The organism is Ornithinimicrobium cerasi, assembly GCF_003702705.1.
GTDB classification, from domain to species: domain Bacteria; phylum Actinomycetota; class Actinomycetes; order Actinomycetales; family Dermatophilaceae; genus Ornithinicoccus; species Ornithinicoccus cerasi.
This window is the reverse complement of sequence record NZ_QZMN01000008.1, coordinates 174,968-198,492: the sequence shown is the minus strand read 5'-3', so window position 1 is coordinate 198,492 and position 23,525 is coordinate 174,968. Positions and strand designations below refer to the sequence as shown.

General features: G+C 72.2%; 18 protein-coding genes and 1 riboswitch. Of the genes, 9 read left to right on the top strand and 9 right to left on the bottom strand.

Annotated elements, in window-relative coordinates:
• Nucleotides 1-5: 5 nt before the first annotated feature.
• Together D4B81_RS11210 and D4B81_RS11205 are read right to left on the bottom strand one after the other, a co-directional pair.
• On the bottom strand, nucleotides 6-1,604 hold the full coding sequence (locus D4B81_RS11210; RefSeq protein WP_419866239.1) for a polysaccharide biosynthesis protein: 1,599 nt from the start codon (nucleotides 1,602-1,604) through the stop codon (nucleotides 6-8).
• Between the two features lie 660 nt (nucleotides 1,605-2,264).
• On the bottom strand, nucleotides 2,265-3,794 hold the full coding sequence (locus D4B81_RS11205) for a tyrosine-protein kinase domain-containing protein (protein WP_237565948.1): 1,530 nt from the start codon (nucleotides 3,792-3,794) through the stop codon (nucleotides 2,265-2,267).
• A gap of 9 nt (nucleotides 3,795-3,803) precedes the next feature.
• Between D4B81_RS11205 and D4B81_RS11200 the strand changes: the two genes are divergently transcribed.
• Genes D4B81_RS11200 through D4B81_RS11180 form a run of 5 tightly spaced genes read left to right on the top strand, consistent with a single transcriptional unit; the run spans nucleotide 3,804 to nucleotide 9,682 of the window.
• Complete coding sequence (locus D4B81_RS11200) at nucleotides 3,804-5,078, top strand: lipopolysaccharide biosynthesis protein (RefSeq protein ID WP_122262727.1); 1,275 nt, start codon at nucleotides 3,804-3,806, stop codon at nucleotides 5,076-5,078.
• Entirely contained in the window at nucleotides 5,075-6,187 is a 1,113-nt protein-coding gene (locus D4B81_RS11195) for a glycosyltransferase (protein WP_122262726.1), read from the top strand. Before D4B81_RS11200 ends, D4B81_RS11195 begins: the two co-directional genes overlap by 4 nt.
• The gene (locus D4B81_RS11190) at nucleotides 6,180-7,241 is read left to right on the top strand and encodes a glycosyltransferase family 2 protein (RefSeq protein WP_161965130.1); all 1,062 of its coding nucleotides are present in this window, start codon (nucleotides 6,180-6,182) and stop codon (nucleotides 7,239-7,241) included. Before D4B81_RS11195 ends, D4B81_RS11190 begins: the two co-directional genes overlap by 8 nt.
• Nucleotides 7,238-8,431, top strand: a complete 1,194-nt coding sequence (locus D4B81_RS18140; protein WP_161965129.1) for a glycosyltransferase — start codon at nucleotides 7,238-7,240, stop codon at nucleotides 8,429-8,431. Before D4B81_RS11190 ends, D4B81_RS18140 begins: the two co-directional genes overlap by 4 nt.
• 3 nt (nucleotides 8,432-8,434) lie before the next feature.
• A complete protein-coding gene (locus D4B81_RS11180; protein WP_122262724.1) occupies nucleotides 8,435-9,682 on the top strand; it encodes a glycosyltransferase in 1,248 nt (415 codons plus the stop codon).
• 1,046 nt (nucleotides 9,683-10,728) lie between these two features.
• Here the strand turns inward: D4B81_RS11180 and D4B81_RS11175 are convergent.
• Complete coding sequence (locus D4B81_RS11175) at nucleotides 10,729-11,805, bottom strand: glycosyltransferase family 4 protein (protein ID WP_161965128.1); 1,077 nt, start codon at nucleotides 11,803-11,805, stop codon at nucleotides 10,729-10,731.
• Nucleotides 11,806-11,810: 5 nt separating this feature from the next.
• Entirely contained in the window at nucleotides 11,811-12,599 is a 789-nt protein-coding gene (locus D4B81_RS11170) for a sugar transferase (protein ID WP_161965127.1), read from the bottom strand.
• A gap of 335 nt (nucleotides 12,600-12,934) precedes the next feature.
• A riboswitch (TPP riboswitch) is annotated at nucleotides 12,935-13,041 on the top strand.
• Between D4B81_RS11170 and D4B81_RS11165 the strand changes: the two genes are divergently transcribed.
• The 4 genes from D4B81_RS11165 (at nucleotide 13,032) to D4B81_RS11150 (ending at nucleotide 17,547) form a co-directional block, all read left to right on the top strand.
• Entirely contained in the window at nucleotides 13,032-14,738 is a 1,707-nt protein-coding gene (locus tag D4B81_RS11165) for an ABC transporter permease (protein WP_122262721.1), read from the top strand. Its footprint overlaps the riboswitch before it by 10 nt.
• 12 nt (nucleotides 14,739-14,750) lie before the next feature.
• A complete protein-coding gene (locus tag D4B81_RS11160) occupies nucleotides 14,751-15,794 on the top strand; it encodes an ABC transporter ATP-binding protein (protein ID WP_122262720.1) in 1,044 nt (347 codons plus the stop codon).
• Between the two features lie 114 nt (nucleotides 15,795-15,908).
• On the top strand, nucleotides 15,909-16,499 hold the full coding sequence (locus D4B81_RS11155; protein ID WP_122262719.1) for a hypothetical protein: 591 nt from the start codon (nucleotides 15,909-15,911) through the stop codon (nucleotides 16,497-16,499).
• Nucleotides 16,500-16,713: 214 nt separating this feature from the next.
• Nucleotides 16,714-17,547 carry a hypothetical protein gene (locus tag D4B81_RS11150; protein WP_161965126.1) on the top strand — a complete coding sequence of 278 codons (834 nt, stop codon included), beginning with the start codon at nucleotides 16,714-16,716 and terminating at the stop codon, nucleotides 17,545-17,547.
• A gap of 17 nt (nucleotides 17,548-17,564) precedes the next feature.
• Here the strand turns inward: D4B81_RS11150 and D4B81_RS19160 are convergent, their stop codons facing one another.
• The 5 genes from D4B81_RS19160 to D4B81_RS11130 all read right to left on the bottom strand — a co-directional run bounded on the left by D4B81_RS19160 (nucleotide 17,565) and on the right by D4B81_RS11130 (nucleotide 23,480).
• On the bottom strand, nucleotides 17,565-17,696 hold the full coding sequence (locus D4B81_RS19160) for a hypothetical protein (RefSeq protein WP_272914066.1): 132 nt from the start codon (nucleotides 17,694-17,696) through the stop codon (nucleotides 17,565-17,567).
• A gap of 152 nt (nucleotides 17,697-17,848) precedes the next feature.
• Nucleotides 17,849-18,961, bottom strand: a complete 1,113-nt coding sequence (locus tag D4B81_RS11145) for a calcium/sodium antiporter (RefSeq protein ID WP_122262717.1) — start codon at nucleotides 18,959-18,961, stop codon at nucleotides 17,849-17,851.
• Between the two features lie 64 nt (nucleotides 18,962-19,025).
• Complete coding sequence (locus tag D4B81_RS11140) at nucleotides 19,026-19,658, bottom strand: RDD family protein (RefSeq protein WP_122262716.1); 633 nt, start codon at nucleotides 19,656-19,658, stop codon at nucleotides 19,026-19,028.
• Nucleotides 19,659-19,734: 76 nt separating this feature from the next.
• Nucleotides 19,735-20,283, bottom strand: a complete 549-nt coding sequence (locus tag D4B81_RS11135; protein WP_122262715.1) for a hypothetical protein — start codon at nucleotides 20,281-20,283, stop codon at nucleotides 19,735-19,737.
• Nucleotides 20,284-20,552: 269 nt separating this feature from the next.
• A complete protein-coding gene (locus D4B81_RS11130) occupies nucleotides 20,553-23,480 on the bottom strand; it encodes a S8 family serine peptidase (RefSeq protein WP_202613662.1) in 2,928 nt (975 codons plus the stop codon).
• Nucleotides 23,481-23,525: the final 45 nt, after the last annotated feature.

Here is a 23,525-nt window from a genome sequence, read left to right as displayed (position 1 = left end):
GAGGCTCACGACCTGCCCGCCGCGGAGCCGTGATCAACGAAGGCAGCCCGCGTGTGCGAGTCCGAGGTCGTGTGCGGCGCGGGGAGGTCGTCGGGGCTGAGGTCGGGTACGTCCACGGCCGTCATCAGGGGGTGGGCCGTCTCGACGTGGGTCTCCCCGTCGGCGAAGAGGACCTCGGTGAGCTTCTCCCCGGTGCGCAGCCCGGTGTAGTGGATGTCCACCTGCTTGCCGGAGAGGGCGATGAGCTCCCGGGCGACGTCGACGATCCTCACGGGGGTCCCCATGTCGAGGACCATGACCTGTCCGTCGCGGCCGATCGCCCCGGCCTGCAGGACGAGCTGGCAGGCCTCGGGGATGAGCATGAAGTAGCGCTCGACGTCGGGGTGGGTCACGGTGACGGGCCCGCCCTGGCGGATCTGCTCGGTGAACGTGGGGATGACCGAGCCGCGGGAGCCCAGGACGTTGCCGAAGCGCACCGAGACGTAGCGGCCCGGCTGCGTCCTTGCGTAGTGGGCGGTGAGCCGCTCCGCCATGCGCTTGGAGTAGCCGAGCACCGACGTGGGGCTGGCCGCCTTGTCGGTGGAGATGTTGACGAAGGTGCCCACGCCCGCCTCGGCGGCCGCCTGCAGCACGTTGCGGGTGCCGAGCACGTTGGTCTTCCAGGCCTCGCACGGGTAGCGCTCCAGCAGGCTGAGGTGCTTGAGGGCGGCGGCGTGGAAGACGATGTCGGGCCGCAGCTCGGCGAGGTGCGCCCGGATCGTCTGCTCGTCGCGGATGTTGGCGAGCACGAGGTCCTCGCCCTCCAGCAGGGCGCGGCCGGAGAGGCTGAGCTGGGCGGCGTGCAGGGCTGACTCGTCGCGGTCGAGCAGGATGAGGCGGGCGGGGGCGAAGGCGGCGATCTGGCGGCACAGCTCGGAACCGATGGATCCGCCGGCCCCGGTGACGAGGACGACCTTGCCGGTGAGGTGCTCGCGGAGGGCGTCCTGGTCGAGCTGCACCGCCCGGCGGCCAAGGAGGTCCTCCAGGTCGAGGTCGCGCAGGTCCGACCCTCGGGGGTCCGACGCCGTGAGCCAGTCGGTCAGCGGGGGGAGGACCTTCACGTGGAGGTCGGCCTGCTCGGCGACCTCACGCACCTGCCTCAGGAGGTCGCCGTCGGCCAGGGGCACGGCGACGACGAGGTGCGTGGCGCCGGTGCGCTCGGCGACGGCGGGCAGCTCGTGCAGGGTGCCGAGGACCGACACGCCCTCGACCTTGAGGCGGCGCTTGCGGCGGTCGTCGTCGACGAAGGCGACAGGGACGAGCTCGCTCTGGTCGTCGTGCAGGATGTTGTGGACGAGGCGGCGACCGGCCAGGCCGGCACCGAAGACGATCACCCGCTCGCCCGGCCGGCCCTGGCTGGCCCGGCGGGACCGGTAGCTGCGGACGAGGAAGCGGCTGGCCAGCATGAGCACGATCGCGACGGCCACACTGATGAAGGGGACCGAGCGTGGCAGGAGCACGCCGTCGAGGAGGAAGGCCGCGGCCGCGAGCACCAGGCCGGTGAAGACCGCCGCGCGGGTCACGGAGGTGACCTCCTCGAAGCTGCCGCGGACGTGGCGCACCATGTAGGGACCGAGCAGGACGCCGATGATCACGTGCGTGGCTCCGGCGCCCAGCGCGATCGCCCAGCTGGTCTCGCGCTCGAAGACCTGGGGGTCGAGGTGGAGCCGGGTCCACAGCGCGAGCACCACGGCAACCGCCCAGCACGACGCGTCGGCCACGATCCAGGCGGACCTCACGGTCCGCTCCCTCCATCTGGTTGCCCCCCGAGCACCCATCAGCGCAGCACCCTTCCCGAGATCAATGACGTGGGGGTGCCGGCTCGGAGCGGCCAGCTCCCCCGGTGAGCCAGGGTCAGAGTTTTCCACGAAAAAGGTCGACGAGCAATTCAGGACGGCCGTCCCGACATTTCTTTACCAATTCTTTAAGGTTGTTCTCGTAGACCCTTCAACTACCGAGCTCGAATTCGACAGCGCCGGGCCCCCGCTGGTACCGTCGGGGTTCTGGCCTGCACAGACGCCTGCACAAACGGCCTGTCGCAACGGAGAGTTGTCTCGGGAGGACCTTTTCCTTGTCTTTCGTATCATGGTTGCGGAGCATGCCCGAATGGGCGGGGTCGTTGTTGGCCTGCATCATTATTCTCTCTATTCTCGTCGCCCTGGCCGTGGGGCGCGCTAAAGAGGTGATTGCGGCCTGCCCCTACCTCCAGGAAGCCCGCAGCCAGGTCAGCGGCGGTCACCGACCGGCTCTTCGGCAGGTCTGGGCCGGGCCCACCACCGAGCCTCGCGACGCAGGAGTGCCCGCTCGCGTCGGGCCTGACGACGGGTTTCTGCGGTCGGCTCCGGGCCGTACTCGTGGTGGTAGTAGCCGTAGGTCTGGCTCGCCGCGGCCGGGACCCTGTTGAGGAGAATCCCGAGGACCTTGGCCTCCACGCTCTTGAGCGTGGCCAGGCTCTGGGACAGCTGGTGGCGGCGCACGATCCCGGAGCCCACGACCACGATGGTGCCGTCGACGACCTTGGACAGCACGGCCGCGTCAGTCACGGGGAGCAGCGGCGGGGCGTCGACGACCACATACTCGAACCGCTTCCTGAGGTCCTCCATCACCGCCCGCATCGCGGGACTGCCCAGGAGCTCGCTGGGGTTCGGGGGGATTGGCCCGGCCCCGAGGGCCATCAGGTGCTCGCCGTAGGGCTGCAGGACGTCGTCCAGGGAGACCTGCCCGATGAGCACCGACGTCAGTCCGGCGGAGCTGTCCAGCCCCATGTACTCCAGCAGCTTGGGTCGTCGCAGGTCGGCCTCGACCACGCATACCGGAGCGCCGGAGGCGGCGAGCGTCAGCGCGAGGTTGGCGGCGGTGGTGGACTTGCCCTCTCCGGGCAGTGAAGAGGTGAACAGGAGCGCGCGGGGCTGGTCGGCCGCGTCGATGAACTGCAGGTTGGTACGGACCGACCGGAAGGCCTCGGCGCGGGGGCTGTAGTCGCCGTCGTGGACCATCAGCGGGTTGAGGGCCGCCCCGCGGTCGAAGGTGATCGCGCCGAGGACCGGCCTGTCGGCCACCCTCTGCACGTCTGTCGTGCCGGTGATCCGCGTGTCCAGGACCTCCCGCAGCACCGCCGCCGCGACACCGAGCATCACGCCCAGGCTCAGGCCGAGGGCCAGGTTGCGGGAGGGGTTGGGCGCGACCGGGGTGGACGGCGCCTTGGCCGGCCGGATCAGCGAGGCCTTCACCGGGCTGACGCCCCGGGCGTCAGGCTGTTCCAGGTCGGAGACGGTGCGGGTGAACTGCTCCGCCACGGCATTGGCGATCGCGGCCTCGCGCTCCCCGTCCGCTCCCGTCACGCTGACGTTGATGAGCACGGTGTCCTTGGGGACCGCGGTGCTGATGCGTGCGGCCAGCTGCTCCGGCTCCTCGTCCAGCCCGAGCGTGAGGATCACCGGCTCGAGCACCACGGGTGCGGTCACCATGTCGGCGTAGGTCGTCACCTGCCGGAAGGTGAAGGAACTGCCCTGCGCCAGGTCCGAGACGCTGTTCTGGGCGCTGGTGGAGATGAAGAGCTGCGCGGTCGCCCGGTAGATCGGTGTCGCCATGTTCGTGGCGGCCACCGCACCGCCCACGCACAGGGCGAGCACGAGCGCGATCCAGAGCCAGCGGCGGCGGAGCACGCGCAGGTAGTCGTGCAGCTCCATGACAGACCTCCCGAGGTCCCGGCGTGTAGTAGGCGCAGCGTAGTCGAGCACATCCGGATCCGGCATGATGACGGCGTGCCCACCGACCGCCTCGACCGCGGGTTCAGCCGAAACGTCGGGACCCTGCTGCTCGGCCAGGTCCTGCGGGTGCCGATCACCGCGGTCTACTTCGTGGTGGCCACCCGGGCGCTGGGCGTGGAGTCGTTCGGACGGCTCACCGCGGTGGGCGCCCTGATCATGATCGCCGCGCCCTTCTCGGCGCTGGGCTCCGGCGCGCTCATCGTCAAGTACGGCGCCACCGAGCCGCAGACCACCCGTCACTGGCTGGGTGCCGGGTTGACGCTGAGCCTGCTGGGGTCGCTGCTGGTCGGCGCCCTCCTGCTCCTGCTCTCCCCCGTCCTGGTCCCTGTCGGCACCGGGATGGCCGTCGTGGGGGGCCTGCTGGTGGCCGAGTTCGTCCTCGCCCGGGCCGCCGACCTGGCCTCCTCGGTCTTCGTCGCCCGTGAGGAGATGCACGTCACGGCCTTCTGCCAGGTCCTCGTGCCGACCCTGCGCCTCGTCGCGGCCGGACTCCTGGTGCTGTCCCCGGCAGAGGTCGGGCTGGATGCCTGGGTGCTTGCCCTCGTGCTGAGCTCGGCGCTGTCCGGGGCGATCTGCCTCGCCCTGGCGGTGCGGGCCGTCGGTCGTCCGGTGCTCGGGCTGGCCACGTTCCGCGGGCACTGGCGGGAGGCGGCGCTGTTCAGCATGGGCATCGGCGTGCAGACCGCGCACAACGACGCGGACAAGGTGATGCTCGGCCGTCTCGACGGCCCCGTGGGTGTGGGCCTCTACGGCGCGGCCTACCGGGTCGTCGACACCGCCTGGCTGCCCGTGCGCGCCATGCTCGGGGCGGCCTGGCCACGGATCTTCAAGCACGCCCGAGGGGGACCCGCCGAGATCCTGCCGTTCGTGCGGGCCGTGGCGGGGCCCTCGCTGCTCTACAGCGTCGCCGCCGTCGCCGCGATGGTCGCCGGGGCCGCGCTGCTCATCCCGCTGCTGGGCGAGTCGTACCGTGAGTCGGTGCCCCTGCTGCGGGTCCTGGCCGTGGTGCTGCTGCTGCGCTGCCTGCACTACCTGCCCGCGGACGTGCTCACCGGCGTCGGTCGGCAGGGGGTCCGCACCACGATCCAGCTCGTGGTGCTCGCCGTCAACGTGCTGCTCAACCTGTGGCTCATCCCGCAGCTCGGTGTCTGGGGCGCGGTCTGGGCGACACTGGCCTCCGAGGCGCTGCTGGCGATGGCGCTGTGGGTGGCGCTGATCCTCTGGATGCGTGAGCCACGCCCCGACGCACCCGACCAGGAGCCGGCGTGAGCCGGCCCGACCCGTCGCGACCGTTGCGGGTGATCTTCCTGGCCACGGTGCTCACCCCGAGGATGGGCATGGAGAACGCCCTGCTCCGGGTCGCCACCGCGCTCGCACAGGGGCACGAGGTAGAGATCCTCGTCCTCCACGACCCCGGTCCTCTCAATGTCCCGGGGGTCACCGTCACTCCTCTTGACGCAGGGAGCGAGCGGGCCTCCCGGCGCGCCCTGCGGCAGCGCCTACGGTCCACGACGCGGCAGGAGGTCCTCGTCGTGACGGGCGTGTGGGCGGGGGCGCAGCTGCTGCTGGCCGCGCCCTGGATGTTCCACGATGCGGTGGCGTGGGAGCACTCGGTGACTCCGCACCGCCTCACCACCGGCCGCCGCTTCCGACTGCGGGCGGAGTCCGTGGCCCGGTGCTACCGGCGGTGCGCCGCGGTGGTCAGCGTCAGTCCCGTCGTCGCCTCGACCCTGCGCGATCGGTGGGGCGTCGAGTCGGTCGTCGTGCCCAACCTGCTCGACCTGCCGGAGCAGTCTCCGGGGGCCCGTCGCCACGTGCGTGCAGGGGCAGGGGGTCCCGCGGCACGGAGAAGCGGGCCCGTCCAGCTCCTCGCGGTCGGGGAGGCGAAGCCGGTGAAGAACTACGACGTGCTCATCCGGGCGCTGCCGTTGCTCAGGGTCCCCTGGGAGCTGCGGATGGTGGGTGGCGGCTCCCAGGAGGCCGACCTCCGGGTGCTCGCCGCGTCACTCGGCGTGGCTGACCGCATCCGGTGGCTGGGTCACGTGGACGACCCGGCACCGCTGATGGCCGACAGCGACCTGCTCGTCCACCCCTCGGCGTCCGAGACCTTCGGCTACGCGCTCCTCGAGGCGGCGGAGCAGTGGCTCCCGGTCGTCGCGACGGACGCACCGGTGATGGACAGCCTGGTCCCCGACCTCGTGCCGGGCGTGCTGGCCGAGGCCGGTCCGCAGTCGCTCGCCGCCGCGATCGGCGCCGGGCTGCACCAGTTCGCAGGACCGGACACCTCCTCGACCTTCCGGGGCGCCGACCAGCGGCGGCGGCGGGCGTATGGTGCGAGGCCCACCCTGGCCGCCTGGGAGGAGGTGCTGCGTGGGTGACGGTGCGTCGCAGCCGACGGTGCGCGTGAGCGCGGTCCTGCCCGTCCGCGACCCGGGGCCCGGCCTGGCCGCCACCCTCGACGCGCTGCGGGCAACCCTGTCCCTCGCGGACGAGCTCGTCGTGGTCGACGACGGGTCCACCGACGGCACCGCGGACCTGCTCCGCGCCACCGACTGGCAGGGGCTGCGGACGACGGTGGTCTCACCGACCGTGCACCGTGGCGTCGCCGGCGCCCGCAACCTCGGTCTCTCCCAGGCTCGGGGCGAGATGATCTGGTTCGTGGACTGGGACGACCGCTGGGACACCGGGATCGTGGAGACCCTCTATGCCGCGCGCGTCGCCTCCGGTGCTCCCGTCGTCGGGTGCGGGGCGGACCTGGTCGACCCCCGTGGGAAGCGCCGCGAGCTGCTCGGCGTCGTCAGGCGACCGATCCTGCTGACGGGCGGACACATCGGTCTGGCGATCCTCGACGGACGGATCCGGGGCTACCTGTGGAACAAGCTCTTCGCGCGGGAGGTCCTCGGGACCGCGCCCTTCCCGGAGCAACGGACCCGGTCCGACTTCGCCGGGTCCGTGGAGGTCATGGCCCGTCAGGCCACGACATACCTGCTGCCCGACGTGCTGTTCCACCACGTGCAACGGCCCGGGTCGTTGACCACCGGGCAGCACCCCCCGCTGGCCACCCTGCAGGAGTCGCTGCGCATCGGGGAGCGCGTGGCCGAGCTGGCCCGGGTGCACCCCGTCGGGCCCGTCCAGGACGTCGTGGTGGACGCCGCGCTGCGCCGGTTCCGCTACCGGGAGTGGCACCTGGCCGTCGCCGGCACGGCGATGCGGGCCGGGTTCGACCCGCGGACGCGGCAGGCGTACCTCCGGGCCGCGCTCGACGGGACCCGGTGGCGGGACCCCGCCAGGATCCTGTGGCGCGATCCGGTGCTGGCGGCCCGGGCGGCGGTCCTCGTCGGCTCCGGCGACCGCTACCCCGCGGTCTACCGGTCCTACCTCACGCTGCGGTCGGTCCTTGGCCGGCTCAGCCGCGGCGGAGGGACACCGTGAGGGTCCTGCTGCTGACCAACCTCTACCCCACCCGGGGCGTGCCCAACGGGGCGACCTTCATCCGGTCCAGGCTCCACGCGCTGCACGAGCTCGGGGTCGAGGTCGTGCCGGTCGGCATCCAGCCGAGCTGGACCCGTGCCGCCCTCCTGCTCCGGTCCGTGTCGGGCCGTGAGGCCGACGAGGCACCGCTGGACCCCTTCCTGACCGTCACTGCGCCGCTGGGGCTGAGACACGCCCGCCGACGCCGCCTGGACGCCCCGTCCGGCCGGCGGTGGGTCGCTGACGTGGCCGCCTCGGTGGTGGACCAGGTGTCGGGACCTGTGGACGTGATCCATGCCCACGGGATGTACGACCTCCCGGCCGGCCTGGTGGCCTCGCGGGTGGCCACCCGCCTGGGTGTTCCCTACGTCGTCAGCATGCACGGGACCGACGTCAACCTCCTCATGCCGCAGCGGGCCGCCCTCTACGGCCGCGTGCTGGCCGGTGCCTGCGCCACCAGCTACGTCAGCACCGCGCTCCGGGACCACGCGCATACCTTCGTCCCCCCGCACCCGCGGGCGCACGTCATCCACAACGGGGTGGACCTGTCCGCCTTCCGGCCGGGGCCGCGCGCGACGGCACCCACCGTGCTCTACGTCGGCAACCTCGAGCGGGTCAAGGGGGTGGACCGGCTGCCCTCCGTCTGGCGCGAGGTCCGGACCGCGGTGCCGGACGCTCAGCTCGTCGTCGTCGGTGCGGGCTCGCTCGGTCCGGCGCTGCGTCGGGAGCTGGGGGGAGCGTCGGTGCGGTTCATGGGACGGCTGGACCAGGCTTCGGTCGCCCGGCTGATGGCGCGCGCCCACGTTCTCGTCCTCCTGAGCCGGGCCGAGGGAGGACCCACCGTCATGATGGAGGCCTACGCCGCCGGCACGCCGGTCGTCGGGACCGCGGTCGGGGGCATCCCGGAGACGGTCCTCGACCCCGAGTGCGTGGTCCCGGACGGACCCGACCTCGAGCACAGGTTGGCGGGTGCGGTCGTGCGGGTGCTGCGGTCCGGCGACCGGTCCCGGGATCTCCTGGTGGAGGCGGCGCGGCCGTTCGGCTGGAGCAGGGTGGCGGCGCGGGAGCTCGAGCTCTATCGCTCCTGCGGGGAGGCGCGCGGGACGCCGGCCGGCGGGGAGTCGTCACCCTCCCCCGGGGTGTCAGGATGATGCATGGACACCGCTCGGCCCCGGGCCCTCACCGTCGCCACCGTCTCGAGAAGCCTGGCGCTGCAGAGCCCGGAGGCCTGGCGCGTGCTCCAGGACCGGGGCTACGTGATCACCTTCGCCGCTGCACGCGACGCCTGGACAGAAGCGCTGACGGCGCGGAACCCCGGCAGCACCTTCCACGCGCTGCGGGCGGAGCGAAGTCTGCGGCCAGGCACCCTGCTCCAGCTGGCCCGGCACCTTCGTCACCTCAGCCGGCAGGACTGGGACCTGGTGCAGGTGCAGTCGCCGATCATCTCGGTGCTGTGGCGGTTGGTGGGGACTCGCCGTTCCCGGGGACGCACGGTCTACGTCGTCCACGGCTTCCACTTCCAGCCCGGTGAGCGGAGTCTCCAGTCGCACGCCGTCCGGCTCGTCGAGGTGGCGCTCGCCCACCGGACGCTCGCGCTGGCGACCGTGAGCGAGGCGGACCAGCGGTTCGTCCGGGCTCTGCCACGGTTCCTGCGGCCCAGGGTCCTGACGGCGCTGCCGGGCGCGGGTGTGCCGCTCGACGAGCACCGCGCCTCTGACCTTCCCCGGGAGCTCCCGGCACACGTGCCCTACGCCCTCTTCGTCGGTGACCTCAACAGCAACAAGGACCCGATGTGGGCAGTGCACGTCGTGGATGCCTGCCGTGCGCAGGGACTGGAGCTCGACCTTGTGGTGATCGGGGAGGGCCCGCTCGCGGGCGAGCTCGAGGCAGCGACGTCGGCCCGTCCGTGGTTGCGCCTCCTCGACCGAACCGACGTCGTGCCGCGGTGGATGGCCCACGCCCAGGTGCTGCTGGCTCCCAGCCACCGCGAGGGCCTGCCCCGGGTGGTCATCGAGGCACTCGCGGCCGGCACCCCCGTCGTCGCCCGCCGCAACCGTGGCTCGGCGGAGCTGCTCGGGGACGGGGTCGGTGCGGTCCTGACCGACGAGGACGCCGCGGCGTGGGCCGACGCGGTGGAGGGGATCCTGTCCTCACCGCCCGACGTCGAGACCATGCGGGCTCGCGCGCGGGGGTATGGCGTGGACCGCTTCCGGGTCGTGTACGGGAGCCTCGTGGCCGAGGTGGAGGCCCATCGTCGTCAGCATGGCGACCACCCACACCAGGCCCGTCGCCTGCGCCGTGAACATCGGGGTCATCGTCGTCGACTCCAGGACGACGACGATGCTGACGGCCGCCAGGGGGGCGACCCGTCGCACGCCGAGCCGGCGCAGCACCAGCGGTGAGCACAGCGCCAGCAGGTAGGCCCCGACGAGAAGAGGCCCGCCCTGGAGGTAGAAGGCCACAAACTGGTTGTCGATAAAACTGATGAACTGCACCTGGGGGGGGCCGAGGGTCCCCATGGCGAAGCGAGGGTCCAGGGGCGAGTACTGCAGCGCGAGCTGCCAGGCCTCGACCCGGCCCAGCACGTTGCTGTCCGCCCCCACCCCCTCGTCGATGATCGAGAGCGCGGAGATCAGCCGGTCGGCGAGCTGGCTGCTCAGGAGCCGTCGGAAGAGGCCCATCGCCTGGCCGATCACCAGCAGGGGCAGGGCGAGCACGAGCACGGGCAGGATGTTGCGGCTCACGGCCTGGGAGGTGCGCACGGTGTGGACCGCCCAGATGACCAGCAGGACCAGCAGGCACACCAACCCGGTACGCGACTGGCTGCCGGCGATGCCCAGCGCGGAGATCGCCAGGCCGCTGTACCGGCGCAGGCCGCTCAGGTAGAAGTAGGAAAAGGCCAGGGCGACGCCGGACCACAGGGCGAACGTGTTGGCGTTGATGAACAGACCGGTCGAGCGACCGTAGATGACGTAGGCCTCGCTGAGGGAGCGCTGCGTCTCCGCGTCCCACTGCTGGATGGGGAGCCCGACCGCTTCCGGGAGGACACCGACCCGGTAGAGGGTCTGAGCGAGTCCGTAGACCCCCTGGATGAGGACCGCGGCGTAGCAGACGGGCACGATCCTGGCCCCGGCCGTGGCGGTGAGGGCCAGGACGGCGAGCGGCACCAGGGCCACCATCCACGAGTAGAGAGTGGTCACCCCGTAGGTGCCCAGGACCACCCCGATCAAAGGCAGGAGCAGGAGCAGGAGCAGGAGCGGGCCGACGGTCACGACCGTGGCGCCGCGGGCCTTGGGCATCGGCCTGCCCGCGAGGAACCAGGCCAGGAACGCTCCACCGACGAACAGCACCTCCAGCACCGGCAGGCCGGGAAACCCGGGTGCCCGCCCGAGGTGCACCCGTTCCCCGAGCGTGAGGTAGGCGAGGAACAGCCCGAGGGCGACGGCGGTCACCGCGCCGACGCCCGCCGCTGCGGCATACCGACGGCCTCTGCGAGCACCCCCGCGTCCCGCTCCCAGCCGTTCCGCGCACCTGCTGCCCTCGCCTGCTCGACCAGGGGCTCGCGGATGCCGGGGTCGAGCAGGGTGCGCACCGCCCGGGCCAGCTCGGCAGGGTCCTGCCCGATGATGAGGCCACCCCCCTGGGCGCGAAGGTAGTCACCCTGCCCGGGCAGGTCGGTGGCCACCACCGGCACCCCGAGAGCGTGCGCCTCGGCGACCTTGAAGGGAGAGATGCCGTGCTCGGTAGCCGGGCCGAACGTCTTGACGCTCAGGCTTGCGAGCGCACCCCGCAGGTGGGCCTGAGTCCGGGAGGGGTCGAGCCGCCCCATCCACACGAGCCGCTGGTCGGTCGCGGTCTGGAGGCGTTGCGTCTCGGCACCGTCGCCGATCACGACCAGGTCCACCTCCTCCGGCCACTCCGGGTGGGCGAGCGCCTCCAGCATCAGCGGCAAGCCCTGCCACCGGGCGAGGCTGCCGGCGAAGACGACGTACCGACGCTCGCGATGCACGTCAGGGAGGGCGGCGACGACAGGGGGCGGACCGTTGGGTGCGACTCCCACGGTCGCCCTCAACCCGGGCGCGACCTGAGCGATCTGGCGGGCGATGCCCGCGTGGGACGCCACGATCGCGTCCGCCCAGCGCCACGAGGCGACGCTTGAGGTGGTCAGGAGTCGGCCGAAGGGGCGCAGCCACCCATGGCTGGAGAAGACGTCGCTCGGCACGCCGGGCACGAGGAGCACGATCCGGCGACCGGCGACCCGCCAGGGCAGCAGCGCCACCGCTGCCAGCAGGTGCCAACGCATCACCACGACGTCGTGGTGATGCGCCGCACCCCAGCTCCGGCGGAGGAGACGTGCCAGTCGCCGCGCCCGGGACCGGCCGGAATCGTCGGCCACGACCATGGGGTCGCGGACGCCGACAACCTCGAGACGGCGCAGCGTTCCCGTCAGGTGGTAACCCGGCGCGGTGCCCGGTGCGGTGCTCTCCAGACAGATGACGGCGATCCGCGCAGCCTGGTCCGGCACCGGCGTCACATCCCCTTGAGTCGGACGACCTCGACGACGGTGGCGAACAGGATGCGCAGGTCGGTGACCAGGGAGGCCCTGCGGACGTAGTCGAGGTCGTAGGCGAGCTTGTCGTGCCAGTCTGCCACCGAGGACGTGTAGCAGTGCCGAACCTGGGCCAGGCCGGTGAGACCGGGTCTGACGCTGTGTCGGAGGGGGAAGTGCACGAACTGTTCGCTGAGCACCTGGACGAGCTCGGGACGCTCGGGCCGGGGACCGACCAGGGACATGTCCCCGCGCAGGATGTTGATCGCCTGGGGCATCTCGTCCAGGTGACTGGCCCGCAGGATACGGCCCAACCTGGTGACCCTGGGATCACCGCAGTAGGTCCAGCGGGCGAGGCCGTCGAGCTCGGCCCCCGCGACCATCGACCGCAGCTTGTACATGCGGAACGGCCGGCCGTGCAGTCCCACCCGCACCTGGGTGTGGAAGACCGGGCCCCGGCTGTCGAGCTTGACCAGCGTTGCCAGCACGGGCAGTGCCAGGACGAAGATCACGAGGAGGATCAGGCCCCCGGTGACATCCATCAGCCGCTTGGCCTGCGAGGCCACCTCGGGGTAGCGCGTCGCGGGGGCGCGGTGAGCCGAAGCAGCGAGGGTGTCCACGACGCCGCTCGCGGGGAAGGGGGTGGATGCTCCCCCGAGCCTTGCCGCCGCGGCCGGGGGGAACGCCGGAGCGACCCCCGCCGGGGAGGGGAAGGGCAGGTCTGAACCCGCGCGCCGGAACGCGTGCACGCCCGATCGAGTCGCCCGCATCGACATCACCTGTGTTCCCCAGCTGGCTGTCAGGCCGGCCGGGAGGTGCGCGGTGCCACCACCGGCGACGGCCAAGTCGGTGGTCCGCCCTCACGGGCGTGCAGATCTTCTCCCGCTCGGCGTGCATACCCCATCACGCACAGACCCATCTGTCCCACTCCTACTCGACACGGGGACCAACGATGACGGCGAGCGTATCCAATTCGAGGGTTCTTGAATAGAGGTCTTTTCGGAGTGTCCGGGCGCTGATTTTACGCACGCTTTACCGAGGCTATATCTGTCCCTGACGTCACTCGAGCACACTTCCTGCGCACGTGTATCCTGCGAGGACAGTCCCGACCCGACAGGGGAGCGCCCCGGCGCTGAGAGTGCGGCCCGCAGCCGCAGACCCTCCGAACCTGATCCGGTGAGCACCGGCGTAGGAAGTCGACCATGGCTCTGCCCACTCAGGCGCAAGCGAGGCACACCCGGGCACCCGGGCGGGGCGCGGCATACCTGAGCGGTCCCGGCGTCGCGCTGGGGCTGGCGGCGCTCGTGCCGCTGGCGTTCCTGGCCGTGTTCTTCCTCCTCCCGGTGGGCGGGATGCTCGCGCGCGGGTTCCTGCCGGAGGGTCGCCTCGACCTGTCCGGCGTGCCGGAGGTGCTCGGGCGGGCGCGGACGCTGCGGGTGCTGTGGTTCACGCTGTGGAGCTCGCTCGCGGGCACGGTGCTGACGCTGGTGCTCGGGCTGCCGGTGGCGTTCGCGCTCTACCGGCTGCGCTTCCCGGGGCGGGGGCTGCTGCGGGCGATCGTCGTGATGCCGTTCGTGCTGCCGACGGTGGTGGTGGGGGTGATGTTCCGGTCGCTGCTGTCGAGCGGTGGTCCCCTGGGGTCGCTCGGCTGGGACGGGACGTGGGTGCCGATCCTGCTGGCCTTCGTCTTCTTCAACCTCGCCGTGGTCGTCCGGACCGTCGGCGGGATGTGGGAGGGGCTGGACCGGCGGGCGGAGGAGTCGGCGGCGGCGCTGGGGGCGGACCCCTGGCAGGTATGGCGCACCGTCACGCTCCCCGCGCTCGCGCCTGCGGTCGTGTCGGCGGCGACGCTGGTGTTCCTCTTCTGCTCCACGGCGTTCGGGGTGGTGCTCACGCTCGGCGGGCTGCGCTACGGCACCGTCGAGACCGAGATCTACCTCCTGACGACGCAGTTCCTCGACCTGCGGGGCGCCGCCGTGCTCTCGGTCCTCCAGCTCGTCGCGGTGGTGCTCATGCTGGCCCTGGCCGCCCGTGCCCGCCGGGCCACCGAGGGCACGCGACGGCGCGTGGGGGCCCGGGCGGCGGCCCGGAGGCCGCGGCGCCACGACATACCCGCCCTGGCGGTGACCGCGCTCGCGGTGGGGTTCGTGCTGCTCCCCGTGGGGTCGCTCGTCGTGCGCTCGCTGCGGCGCGGCGGGCGGTGGACGCTGGAGAACTACCGCGCGCTCACCGACCCCGACTCGACGCCGGTGCTGCGGGTCAGCGTGGTCGAGGCGGTCGAGAACTCGCTGCGCACCGCCGTCGACGCGACCGTCCTCGCGATGGTGCTGGGGCTGATCGTCGCGGTCGTGGTGTCGCGGCGGCCGCGCGCGGCGGGCTGGCGGCGGGTGGTCGCGGGGCTGGACGGGGCGTTCATGCTGCCGCTGGGGATCTCGGCGGTGACGGTGGGCTTCGGCTTCCTCATCACCCTCGACCGGCCGCCGCTGGACCTGCGGACCTCGCCGGTGCTGGTGCCGGTCGCGCAGGCGATGGTGGCGCTGCCCCTCGTCGTGCGCACCCTGACGCCGGTGCTGCGGTCGATCGACCCGCGGCAGCGCGAGGCGGCGGCCGCGCTCGGGGCGCCCCCGTGGCGGGCCGCGTGGACCGCCGAGGGGCCGGTGCTGGCGCGGCCGGTGCTGGCGGCGACGGGGTTCGCTTTCGCGGTGTCCCTGGGGGAGTTCGGTGCGACGGCGTTCCTCGCCCGCCCGGACCGGCCCACGGTGCCCGTCGTGATCTACCAGCTCATCTCACGTCCCGGCGCCGAGCACCTCGGGATGGCGCTCGCGGCGTCGGTCGTGCTCGCCGTCGTCACCGTGACGGTGATGGCGGTCGTCGAACGGCTGCGCGTGGGGTCGGTGGGGACGTTCTGATGGAGGAGTCGCATGCTGCAGCTCGATGACGTGACGGTGCGCTTCGGCGCCACGACGGCGGTCGACGACGTGTCGCTGTCGCTCCCGGAGGGGCACGTGCTCGCGGTGCTCGGGCCGTCGGGGTGCGGCAAGTCGACCCTGCTGCGGGCGGTCGCCGGGCTGGAGCGGCTGGACGCGGGGGCGGTGCGCTGGGACGGGCGGGACCTGCGCGGGGTGCCGACGCACGAGCGCGGCTTCGCGCTGATGTTCCAGGACGGGCAGCTGTTCGCGCACGCGTCGGTCGCGGACAACATCGGCTACGCGCTGCGGCTGCGTCGGGTCGGCGCTGCCGAGAGACGGCGGCGCGTGGACGAGCTGCTCGAGCTCGTGGGCCTGCCCGGCTACGGTGCGCGCCGACCCGCGACCCTCTCCGGCGGCGAGCAGCAGCGGGTGGCGCTGGCACGCTCGCTCGCCGCCGACCCCGGGCTGCTGCTGCTCGACGAGCCGCTGTCGGCGCTCGACCGGTCGCTGCGGGAGCGGCTCGCCGGCGACCTGCGCGAGATCCTCGTGACGACCGGGACCACGGCGGTGCTGGTGACGCACGACCACGACGAGGCGTTCACCATCGCCGACCGGATGGCGGTCATGCTCGCCAGCCGGGTGGTCCAGGAGGGGACCACCGCCGAGGTATGGCGCGCGCCCGCCACCCGGGAGGTCGCCGAGTTCATCGGGTTCGAGACGTTCCTGACGGGGGCGGCCGCGGGCACGGTCGCCGGGCCCGACCAACAGGTCGACGCGGCCGCACCGCCGGGGCCGCCCCAGCAGACCGCCGCGTCAGCCCGGACGGACGGTCGGGTCCTCGCGCTGCGTCGGGCCGCCCTGCGGGTGGATCCGTCCGGCCGGCTGGAGGGTGTCGTGCGCCGGGCGGTGGCTGTCTCCGACGCGGTGCACCTCACGGTCGACGTGGACGGCGTCGGGGAGGTCGCCGCCCTCGGGGACGACCCGGGCGTGCACCTGGAGGGGCGCCGGGTGCGGCTCGCGCTCGAGGCGAGGGGCACGGCATACCTGCCGGGGTAGGGGATGCGCCTGACGGGACGTCGCGCAGCGTGGCACGATCACCGACGACGTGGCTTCTTCCGCGCAGACGGCAGGACGCGAGGTGCGCTCATGGGTTGGTAGGACCCCGATGTCGTGGTTGCGGTCGTGGGGCCGCTGCTCACCGCCCTCCTCGCGGGGGCCGGGATTTTGCTGAAGGGGTGGCGGAGTCGACGGCGCTGGGAGCACCGGCGGGACGAGATCATCGAGCAGGGTCGGCGTCAGGTCGCGTTCATCTCCGACTGGGTGGCGGCGTTCGACCACCTCACGATGCCCGAGACCGACCGCACGAGCGCCACCGCCCGGGCCCAGCGCGACCTCGAGGCGGTCTATGTCGCGGTGACGACCCAGACCCGGACGCTGGTGGAACATCGACCTGTCCGCCGCACGCGCGCCGACTACGCGCGGATCGTGCTGCTGAGCGGGGTACGGCGGCCCTGGGCGAAGGTCAGTCGCGTCGCCTACCTGGCGGTGCTGGCGTTCGCCCTCCTGAGCGGTGCCCTGATGACCAGCCTGAGCTTCGGGCTGGACGACGTCCCCCTCAGCGGGGAGATCGGCATCGCGGTCTTCGCCACCGGTCTCTACCTGGCCCCGGCGGCCGTGCTGCACGTGGTCACGCGCTACCTCGACCGGCCCGGTGGCAACGTCAGGACCGCGCCCGACCACGCCCCCAGCGTGTCTGGGTAGGTCGGTCAGGGGGGGCCGCTCGGCTGGACGCGAGGAGAGCGGGGTGGCCCGGTGTCGTCCTGGCGACAGCAGGCCACCCCGGTCCGCCGACCTCTCGGCCCCCTCTCGTCCGTTCCCTGTTCCGTGCGTCTCACTCACGTCGTGGGGCCCTCGGGAACCGGCGTCCGGAGGGTGCCCGGGACTATCCTGGAGGAGACCGAAGGGGGCCTGGGACATGGCGATCCGCAGCAGCCGGCAACGTGCATCGGGACAGCCTGCCGGAGGTAGGGACCGGCCCCTCCTCGGCGCCCTCGCCGTCCTCTGGGTGCTGCTCCTGACCTCCTGCGCCTCCGCCCCGGACGCGGCCGCCCCTCCTGACGAGGCCGACCCGACCGGGTCGCAGACCCTGCAGCCGTGGGTGGACGAGTGTCGTGACGCGGTGTCCGAGTCAGGACTCGACGGGCGGGTGACCTACCCCGAGCTGCTGCGCGCCGAGGTGGACCACTCCTCCACCTACCAGGTCAACCTCGACCTGACCGGGTCCGACCTGCCGCCCGACGCGGTGCTGGACGGCCTCGACGGGACGGCCGGCCAGGCCGATCTCCGGGTCCAGTGCGTGGTCGGTGCACGGCTCCTGCGGGTGGGCGACGGGATCGAGATCGGCGAACAGGGGGATGCAGACGCCGACGAGTTCGTCTATCGGCGGGTGTCAGAGGCGGGGTTCGTCGAGTGGGGGTGGACCGTCACGCCGGTCGAGCCTGTCGACCAGGAGCTGCGGCTGGAGCTGCAGCCGGCCGTCTTCACGGACGAAGGGCTCGAGGGCGTGCCCGCGGACGCGGTGGTGCAGTTCGTCACCGACGTGGAGGTCGAGAGCACGCTCATCCAGCGCGTGGCCCACTGGTTCAAGAACGACTGGGTGCGGCTCGCGGCCGTCGCTGGGGTGCTTGGCGCCGCCCTGATCTCGGTCCTCGTCTGGGGCGACCAGGTGGTTGCGCTCGTCCGCAAGCTGCGTCAGTCCGTGCGAGGGAAGGACACCGTCCGTAGCGGCACGGACGGGGATGCCGCCTGACGGCATACCCCCGCTCGTCAGCTGCGGGCGTCGACGAGGTCCAGCGCGACGGCGGTGTCGGTGCGGACGAGGAAGTCGGTCCCCGCGCACGGGCCGATGATGCCGTAGGAGGTGATGGCCACGACGACGGTGGTCTCCTCGCCGGTCACCGGCTCGATCCATAACGCCGGCCCTCCGGAGTCTCCACTTTGCTCTCGCCGCCTGGCGCTCCCACGACCGCTCCCTTTCGACCGCTCCTTTTCGACCGCTCGTCGGCATGCCATGGCGGACAGACCAGCGGTCGAAAACGGCGGTCACCCGGTCAGCCCGTGCGGCGGCCCGCCACGGACTCCTGCCGGCCGCGGTGGACGCCGACCTCGAACGCGACGGTGGCGACGAGGGAGATGGCGACGAGCGGCAGGACGAAGAGCGCCATGACGAAGGTGAAACCCTCAAGTGCGTCGTGGTCGATGGCGTCGAGCACGACGTAGCCGACGTACGCGGCATACAGGAGGACGAACATGCCCCCCTCCCAGCGCGCCACGGTGAAGTTGGTCAGGACCACCGGGAGCAGCGCCACCGCCGCGGCGATCATGAGCGGGATGTCGAGGGCGATCGCGGCGCTGGGCACGGGGAGTCCGCCCTCGGACAGCAGCGCCGGGACGCCCAGGACCAGGCCGATGTTGACGATGCAGCTGCCGACGACGTTGCCCACCGCGATGTCGCGCTCACCACGGAGCGCGGCGATGACGGACGCGGCCAGCTCGGGCAGGGAGGTGCCGAGCGCGACCACCGTCAGCCCCACGACGAGACCGCTCACCCCGAGGGCACCGGCGATCGACACCGCCCCGGTGACCAGCTGGTCCGCACCGACGACGAGCAGGCCGACACCGACGACGATGAGGACGACGGAGACCAGTGACGAGGGTGGGGCAGGCGCGGTGGCCTCGGGGTCCGTGCCCTCATCGGCCACGGTGCGGTCGCGCCGCCGTGAGACCAGGATCGTCAGGACCGTGTGCGCGACCACGAGCACCAGCAGGAGGATCCCCTCGCCCGTGGAGATGCCGCCGTCGAGGGCCAGCACGAGCAGCAGGCCGGAGAGCAGCACCAGGACGGGGACGTCGAGGCGGACCAGCTGCTCGCGCACGCTCAGCGGCAGGACGAGGGCGGAGATTCCGAGGATGAGCAGGACGTTGGCGATGTTGGAGCCGACGACGTTGCCGACGGCGAGGTCGGGCTGTCCGTCGAGGGCCGCCCCGACGGTCACCGCTAGCTCAGGGGCGCTGGTCGCGACCGAGACGACGGTGAGGCCCACGACGAGCGGGCTGAGCCCGACGCGACGGGCCAGGGCCGACGCGCCCCTGACCAGCAGCTCGCCACCCCCGACGAGCAGCACGAGGCCGAGGAGGATTCGTCCGACGTCGAGCAGGTCCACGGGAGGGCACTCTACGTGCGGCGGCCGACGTCGCCGGACGTGCGGGGCAGGCCCGTCCGGGGGCTCAGGGCAGGAAGATCTGCCTGCCGAACCTGGCCCTCGGATAACCGGCGACCACCGTGGCGCTGACCACCTTGTCGTGCAGCGCCTGCTTCCTGGGGTCCCACGCGGGCCAGAGGACGGCGAGGACGAAGAGGATGCCACCGGTCAGGCCGCCCATGATGGCGAGCATGACGGCGCGGACGACGCCGACCGGCCCGCCGAGCGTGGACCCGTCGGCGTCCCGGACGACCTTGAGCCCCATCAGCGCCTTGCCGGGCGACTGCCCCTTGCTGCCGTTGAGCCAACCGAGGTAGCCGGCCGCCGCCAACCAGGCGAGCCCGGCGAGCGAGTCGAGGTCGTCCGAGAACGCGGTCAGCGGGCCGACCAGAAGGACCACACCCAGCAGGATCGCGTAGTCCACGAGGGAGGCCCCGACGCGCTCGCCCCAGTCGGCATACCGCAACCGGGTCTGCTGCGGTGCGGGCACCGGCGCGTCCTGCGGCTGCAGTTGCTGGTGGTGCGGCTGGGGCGGGACGTAGGAGGGGATCGGAGAGGCGGGCGGTGACCACGGGGGCAGGTCGACCGGGCCCGTCTGAGGGCCCGGGACGGCGTGGTCGCCGGGCGTCCGGTACGGGTCGTGCGGTGTCCAGCTCATCGTGTCCCCATCCCTGCTCGTGCCCGCCCGTCGGTCAGGCGTGAACCCATTGTCGACCAGGGCTCGAAGGGGTCGCTCAGCGGCTCTGGAGACCGCCGGGCGCCGGGGGCACCGGGCTGGCGCAGTAGGCGAAGTCGCGGCCCTGCGCGGCGTGGTAGCTGGCGAGCTGGCCGTCGACCTCGAGGATCAGCTGGTGGCCGGGAACCAGCGCCTGGGTGTACATCATCCCCGGCTGCGGGCAGCCGAGGCTCCCGTCGGTCCAGGTGACCTCGGCGAAACCGGCGACACTCACCGCGGAGACGTCCACCCCGCGGCGCTGGGCCTCGGCAGCCACGGCAGCCTGCACGTCGGCGCGGTCGACGACCTGGTCCGGGACGGGGCCGGTGGGCAGCGCCCCCTGGTCGCCGGGCAGGGCGGGCGGGGGTGTGATCGGGGTGAGGTCGCTGGGGTCCACGGTGTCCTCCGAGGTGGTGGGGGCGGCGTCGTCGGTCGTGGCGGTGGGCGTGGGGGAGGCCGCACCGGGGGACTCGCTGTCACCGCAGGCGGTGAGGGTCGCGCCGAGCGCCAGGACCAGCGCGGGTATGGCGATCAGGCGCCGCTTCGCGCGGCTGTCGGTCGTCGTCATCGGGGCCTCCTTCGGCCTGTCGAGTCTAGACAAGCGGGAGGCGGGGCGCCGGTCCCCTGAACCGACGCCCCGCCTTCCTAGCCCCCTGTCCCGCTTGCGCGGCCCCTCATGACGGTGTCAGGTGTCCCGTCCTGACATAGGTATAGACGTCTGGAGAGGGCCGAACGTTGCCCCCAAGAAATGTGATCTGTGACACAACGCGCGAGCGCCCCTCCCGGAGGGGTCCGGGAGGGGCGCTCGCACCTGCGTCTGCGCAGGTCAGGGCTTCGTCAGGGGTTGACGGTGACGAGCGTGCTGCCCGCCACGGTGCTGCCCTCGAGGAAGTTGACCTGGCCGAGGTAACGCTTGGTCGCGTCCAGACCGTTCCACTGTGCCGTGACCGCGGTTGGCGTGCCCTGGGTGACGGCGACCGAGGAGGGCGACACCGTGAGGTTGCCTGCGGCCGTGTCACCGAGCCGCCATACGTGCAGCGGGTAGGTGACGGACGGCTCGTTGCTCCACAGGTCTGTCAGAGCGATGTAGTTCCCCGCTGCCGGGTTCCGCAGCGTGATCATCTCATCCGAGCCGTCCTTGCCGCTCAGCGCGATCTGACGGCACCCGGGGGCGCAGTGGAACAGGTAGAGGTCGATGTCCTCCGCGTCGACCTCAGAGCCGTACGACGCCAGCCGCAGCACCTTGGTGCCGGCCGCGACGGTGAAAGGCGTCTGGGCATTCGCCGGGTTCTGGACCGCGACGGACGACACCGTGGATGCAAGGAGACCGTCAACGTCAGTGTTGAGCGTGCCGGTGAACCCCGGGGTGACCGGCAGTGTGACAGACCCGCTGACGTCCGAACCGGCGACCTCGGCGGCCGCCGCGAGGGCGACCGGACGGACCGCGATGGGGCTGCGGACCGGCTGGACCTTCGTGGAGGCGGGCTGCCAGGTCAGTGCCCCGAAGGTGTACTGACCGAGGGCTGCGCTGGTCCGGGTGATGGTGACCTCGAAGGTCGCCTTGCCCTTGGCCGGCACCTTGATGGTGCTCGGGCTCACCGTGACGGTGGTGCCCGCCGGGGCCTCGACCTTGGCGGTGTAGGTCATCGGGCCCTGGCCGACGTTGGTGACCGTGCGGGTGACGGTCTGCTTCCCCGCCAGGTCGCCGACGGCGATGCTCGGGTAGTTGAGGTCGCTGGCGTCGACCGGCGTCGCGGGGCACGGCGCGGCGAGCTGGCCGATGCCGCAGGCGTACGCGAGCCAGTCGTTCCAGCCCGAGTCGTAGACCAGGCCGGGGCTGTAGGACTCCAGGGGCTGCACCTCGCCGGCGCCGTAGTTGAGCGGCGTGGCCACGGCCGTGCCGCGCTTGATGGGCTGCCCGGCGTCGTCGGTCTGACGGGCGGTGGTCATCATCGCCGACTTGACCGCCATCGGGCTCCAGGTGGGGTTCTTCTGCTTCAGGAGGGCACCGAGGCCGGCCACGTGCGGGGCCGACATGGACGTCCCGGAGAGCATGTCGTACTGCGAGTCACCGCTCTCGGGGTCCTCGTTGACGGCAGCGAGGACGTCCGCCCCCGGCGCGGTGATGTCGGGCTTCAGCAGGTCACCGCCACCGGCGAGTGCCGGGCCGTAGGAGGAGAAGCTTGCCATCGACGGGGCCGGGACCTTGACCGTCGTGGTCGCGGAGATGGCTCCGGTGGCCGAGGGGTTGGCCGCCACGTAGGCCTTGACCGCCGTGCCGTCCGCCGCCGTGAGGTGGGTGGCGGGCATGCCGTAGAGGATGGCGTTCTGGTTCGCGGCCCCACCGGGGAGGTTCACCAGCACCATGCCGGCACCGCCCGAGGCCTTCACCTCGGCCGCCTTGTCGACGAGGGCGTGCTCGCCGCGGTCGCAGATCACGATCTTGCCCGTGACCTTGGTGTCGTCCAGGGTGCCGGTGCCGCAGAGCTGGGGGCTCACTGCGCCAGAGGCTGCAACACTCGCCGCGAGGACCATCGGGGTGGCAGCCAGCGGACCGCCGTAGCCGACGCCCTCGTACGTGGCGCCGTTCCCGAGGGTGAGCGTGTTGACGGCTCCGCGGTCGTGCGTGCTTGCCGCCACCGTCATCGTCCACGGTGCGTTGTGCGCCACGGAGGAGACGCCGACCGTGTCGCCGCTGTTGCCGGCGGAGGTCGAGACGAAGATCCCTGCGTCGGCGGCGAACAGGAAGGCGATCTCGTCCGGTCCGACCACGGAGGTGCTGGAGCCGGAGACCGAGTAGTTGATGACGTCGACGCCGTCGGCGACCGCGTCGTCGATGGCCGCGACGAGGCCGGCCGTGGTGCCGGACCCGCCGCCGGTGGCGGTCTGCCACAGCGCCTTGTAGACGGCGACGTGGGCAGCCGGGGCCATGCCGGACCCGATGCCCAGGTCGTTGCCCTGCACCTCCATGGCGACGCCGTTGTTGCCGGCGGCCGTGCCTGCGGTGTGGGAGCCGTGACCGTTGCGGTCGCGCGGGCTCAGGTAGTCGAGGGCCACGTTGTTGCCGTGCTCGGCGCCGTACCAACGGGCACCGACGATCTTCGTCGAGCACTCGAACGCCGCGTCGTCACCGGTGTCGCACACGAAGTCGCCCTTCGGCATCGTCGCGCGGGAGAGGGGGGCGAAGCTCGGGTTCTCCGGGTCGATGCCGGTGTCGATGACGCCGACGACCATGCCCTTGCCCGCGTTGACGTCGTTGCCGAACTGGGTCTTCCAGACGCCGTCCTTGCCGGTCATGCCCAGGTAGTCCGGGGTGGTGACGGTGTCGGCATACCGGACCTCGTCCTCCCACACGTTGACGACGCCCTGGGTCTTGCTCATGCGTGCTGCCTCGGCGGCGGTCAGCTCGGCGGTGAAGCCGTTGAGGGCGACCGTGTACTCGTAGGTCTTGCGGTCCGCCTTGACGCCGGCGTTCTTCAGCGCCTTGGCCTGACCGTTGCGCAGGTGCGCCTCGTACTTCTTGGCGTTCGCCGAGCCGGCCTTGACCTTCTCGCCCGGCGCGGGCTTGGTCGCCGGGATGCCGGCGGTGCCGCCCTCGTAGGTGGCGATCGGGTCAGCATCAAGCTGAACGATGTACGTCTTCCGGCTCTGGTCCAGCTGCAGCTCGGGGGCTGCGGTGGCGGACAGGGCGAGCGGGGAGGCGACGGTGACGGCGGCGGCGAGCGCGATGGTGCGCACGCCCCGTCGGGGGGACGTCTGGCCCACGGGGGGGATCCTCTTTCAGCAGGGGTGTCTGGACATGCGAGCCCG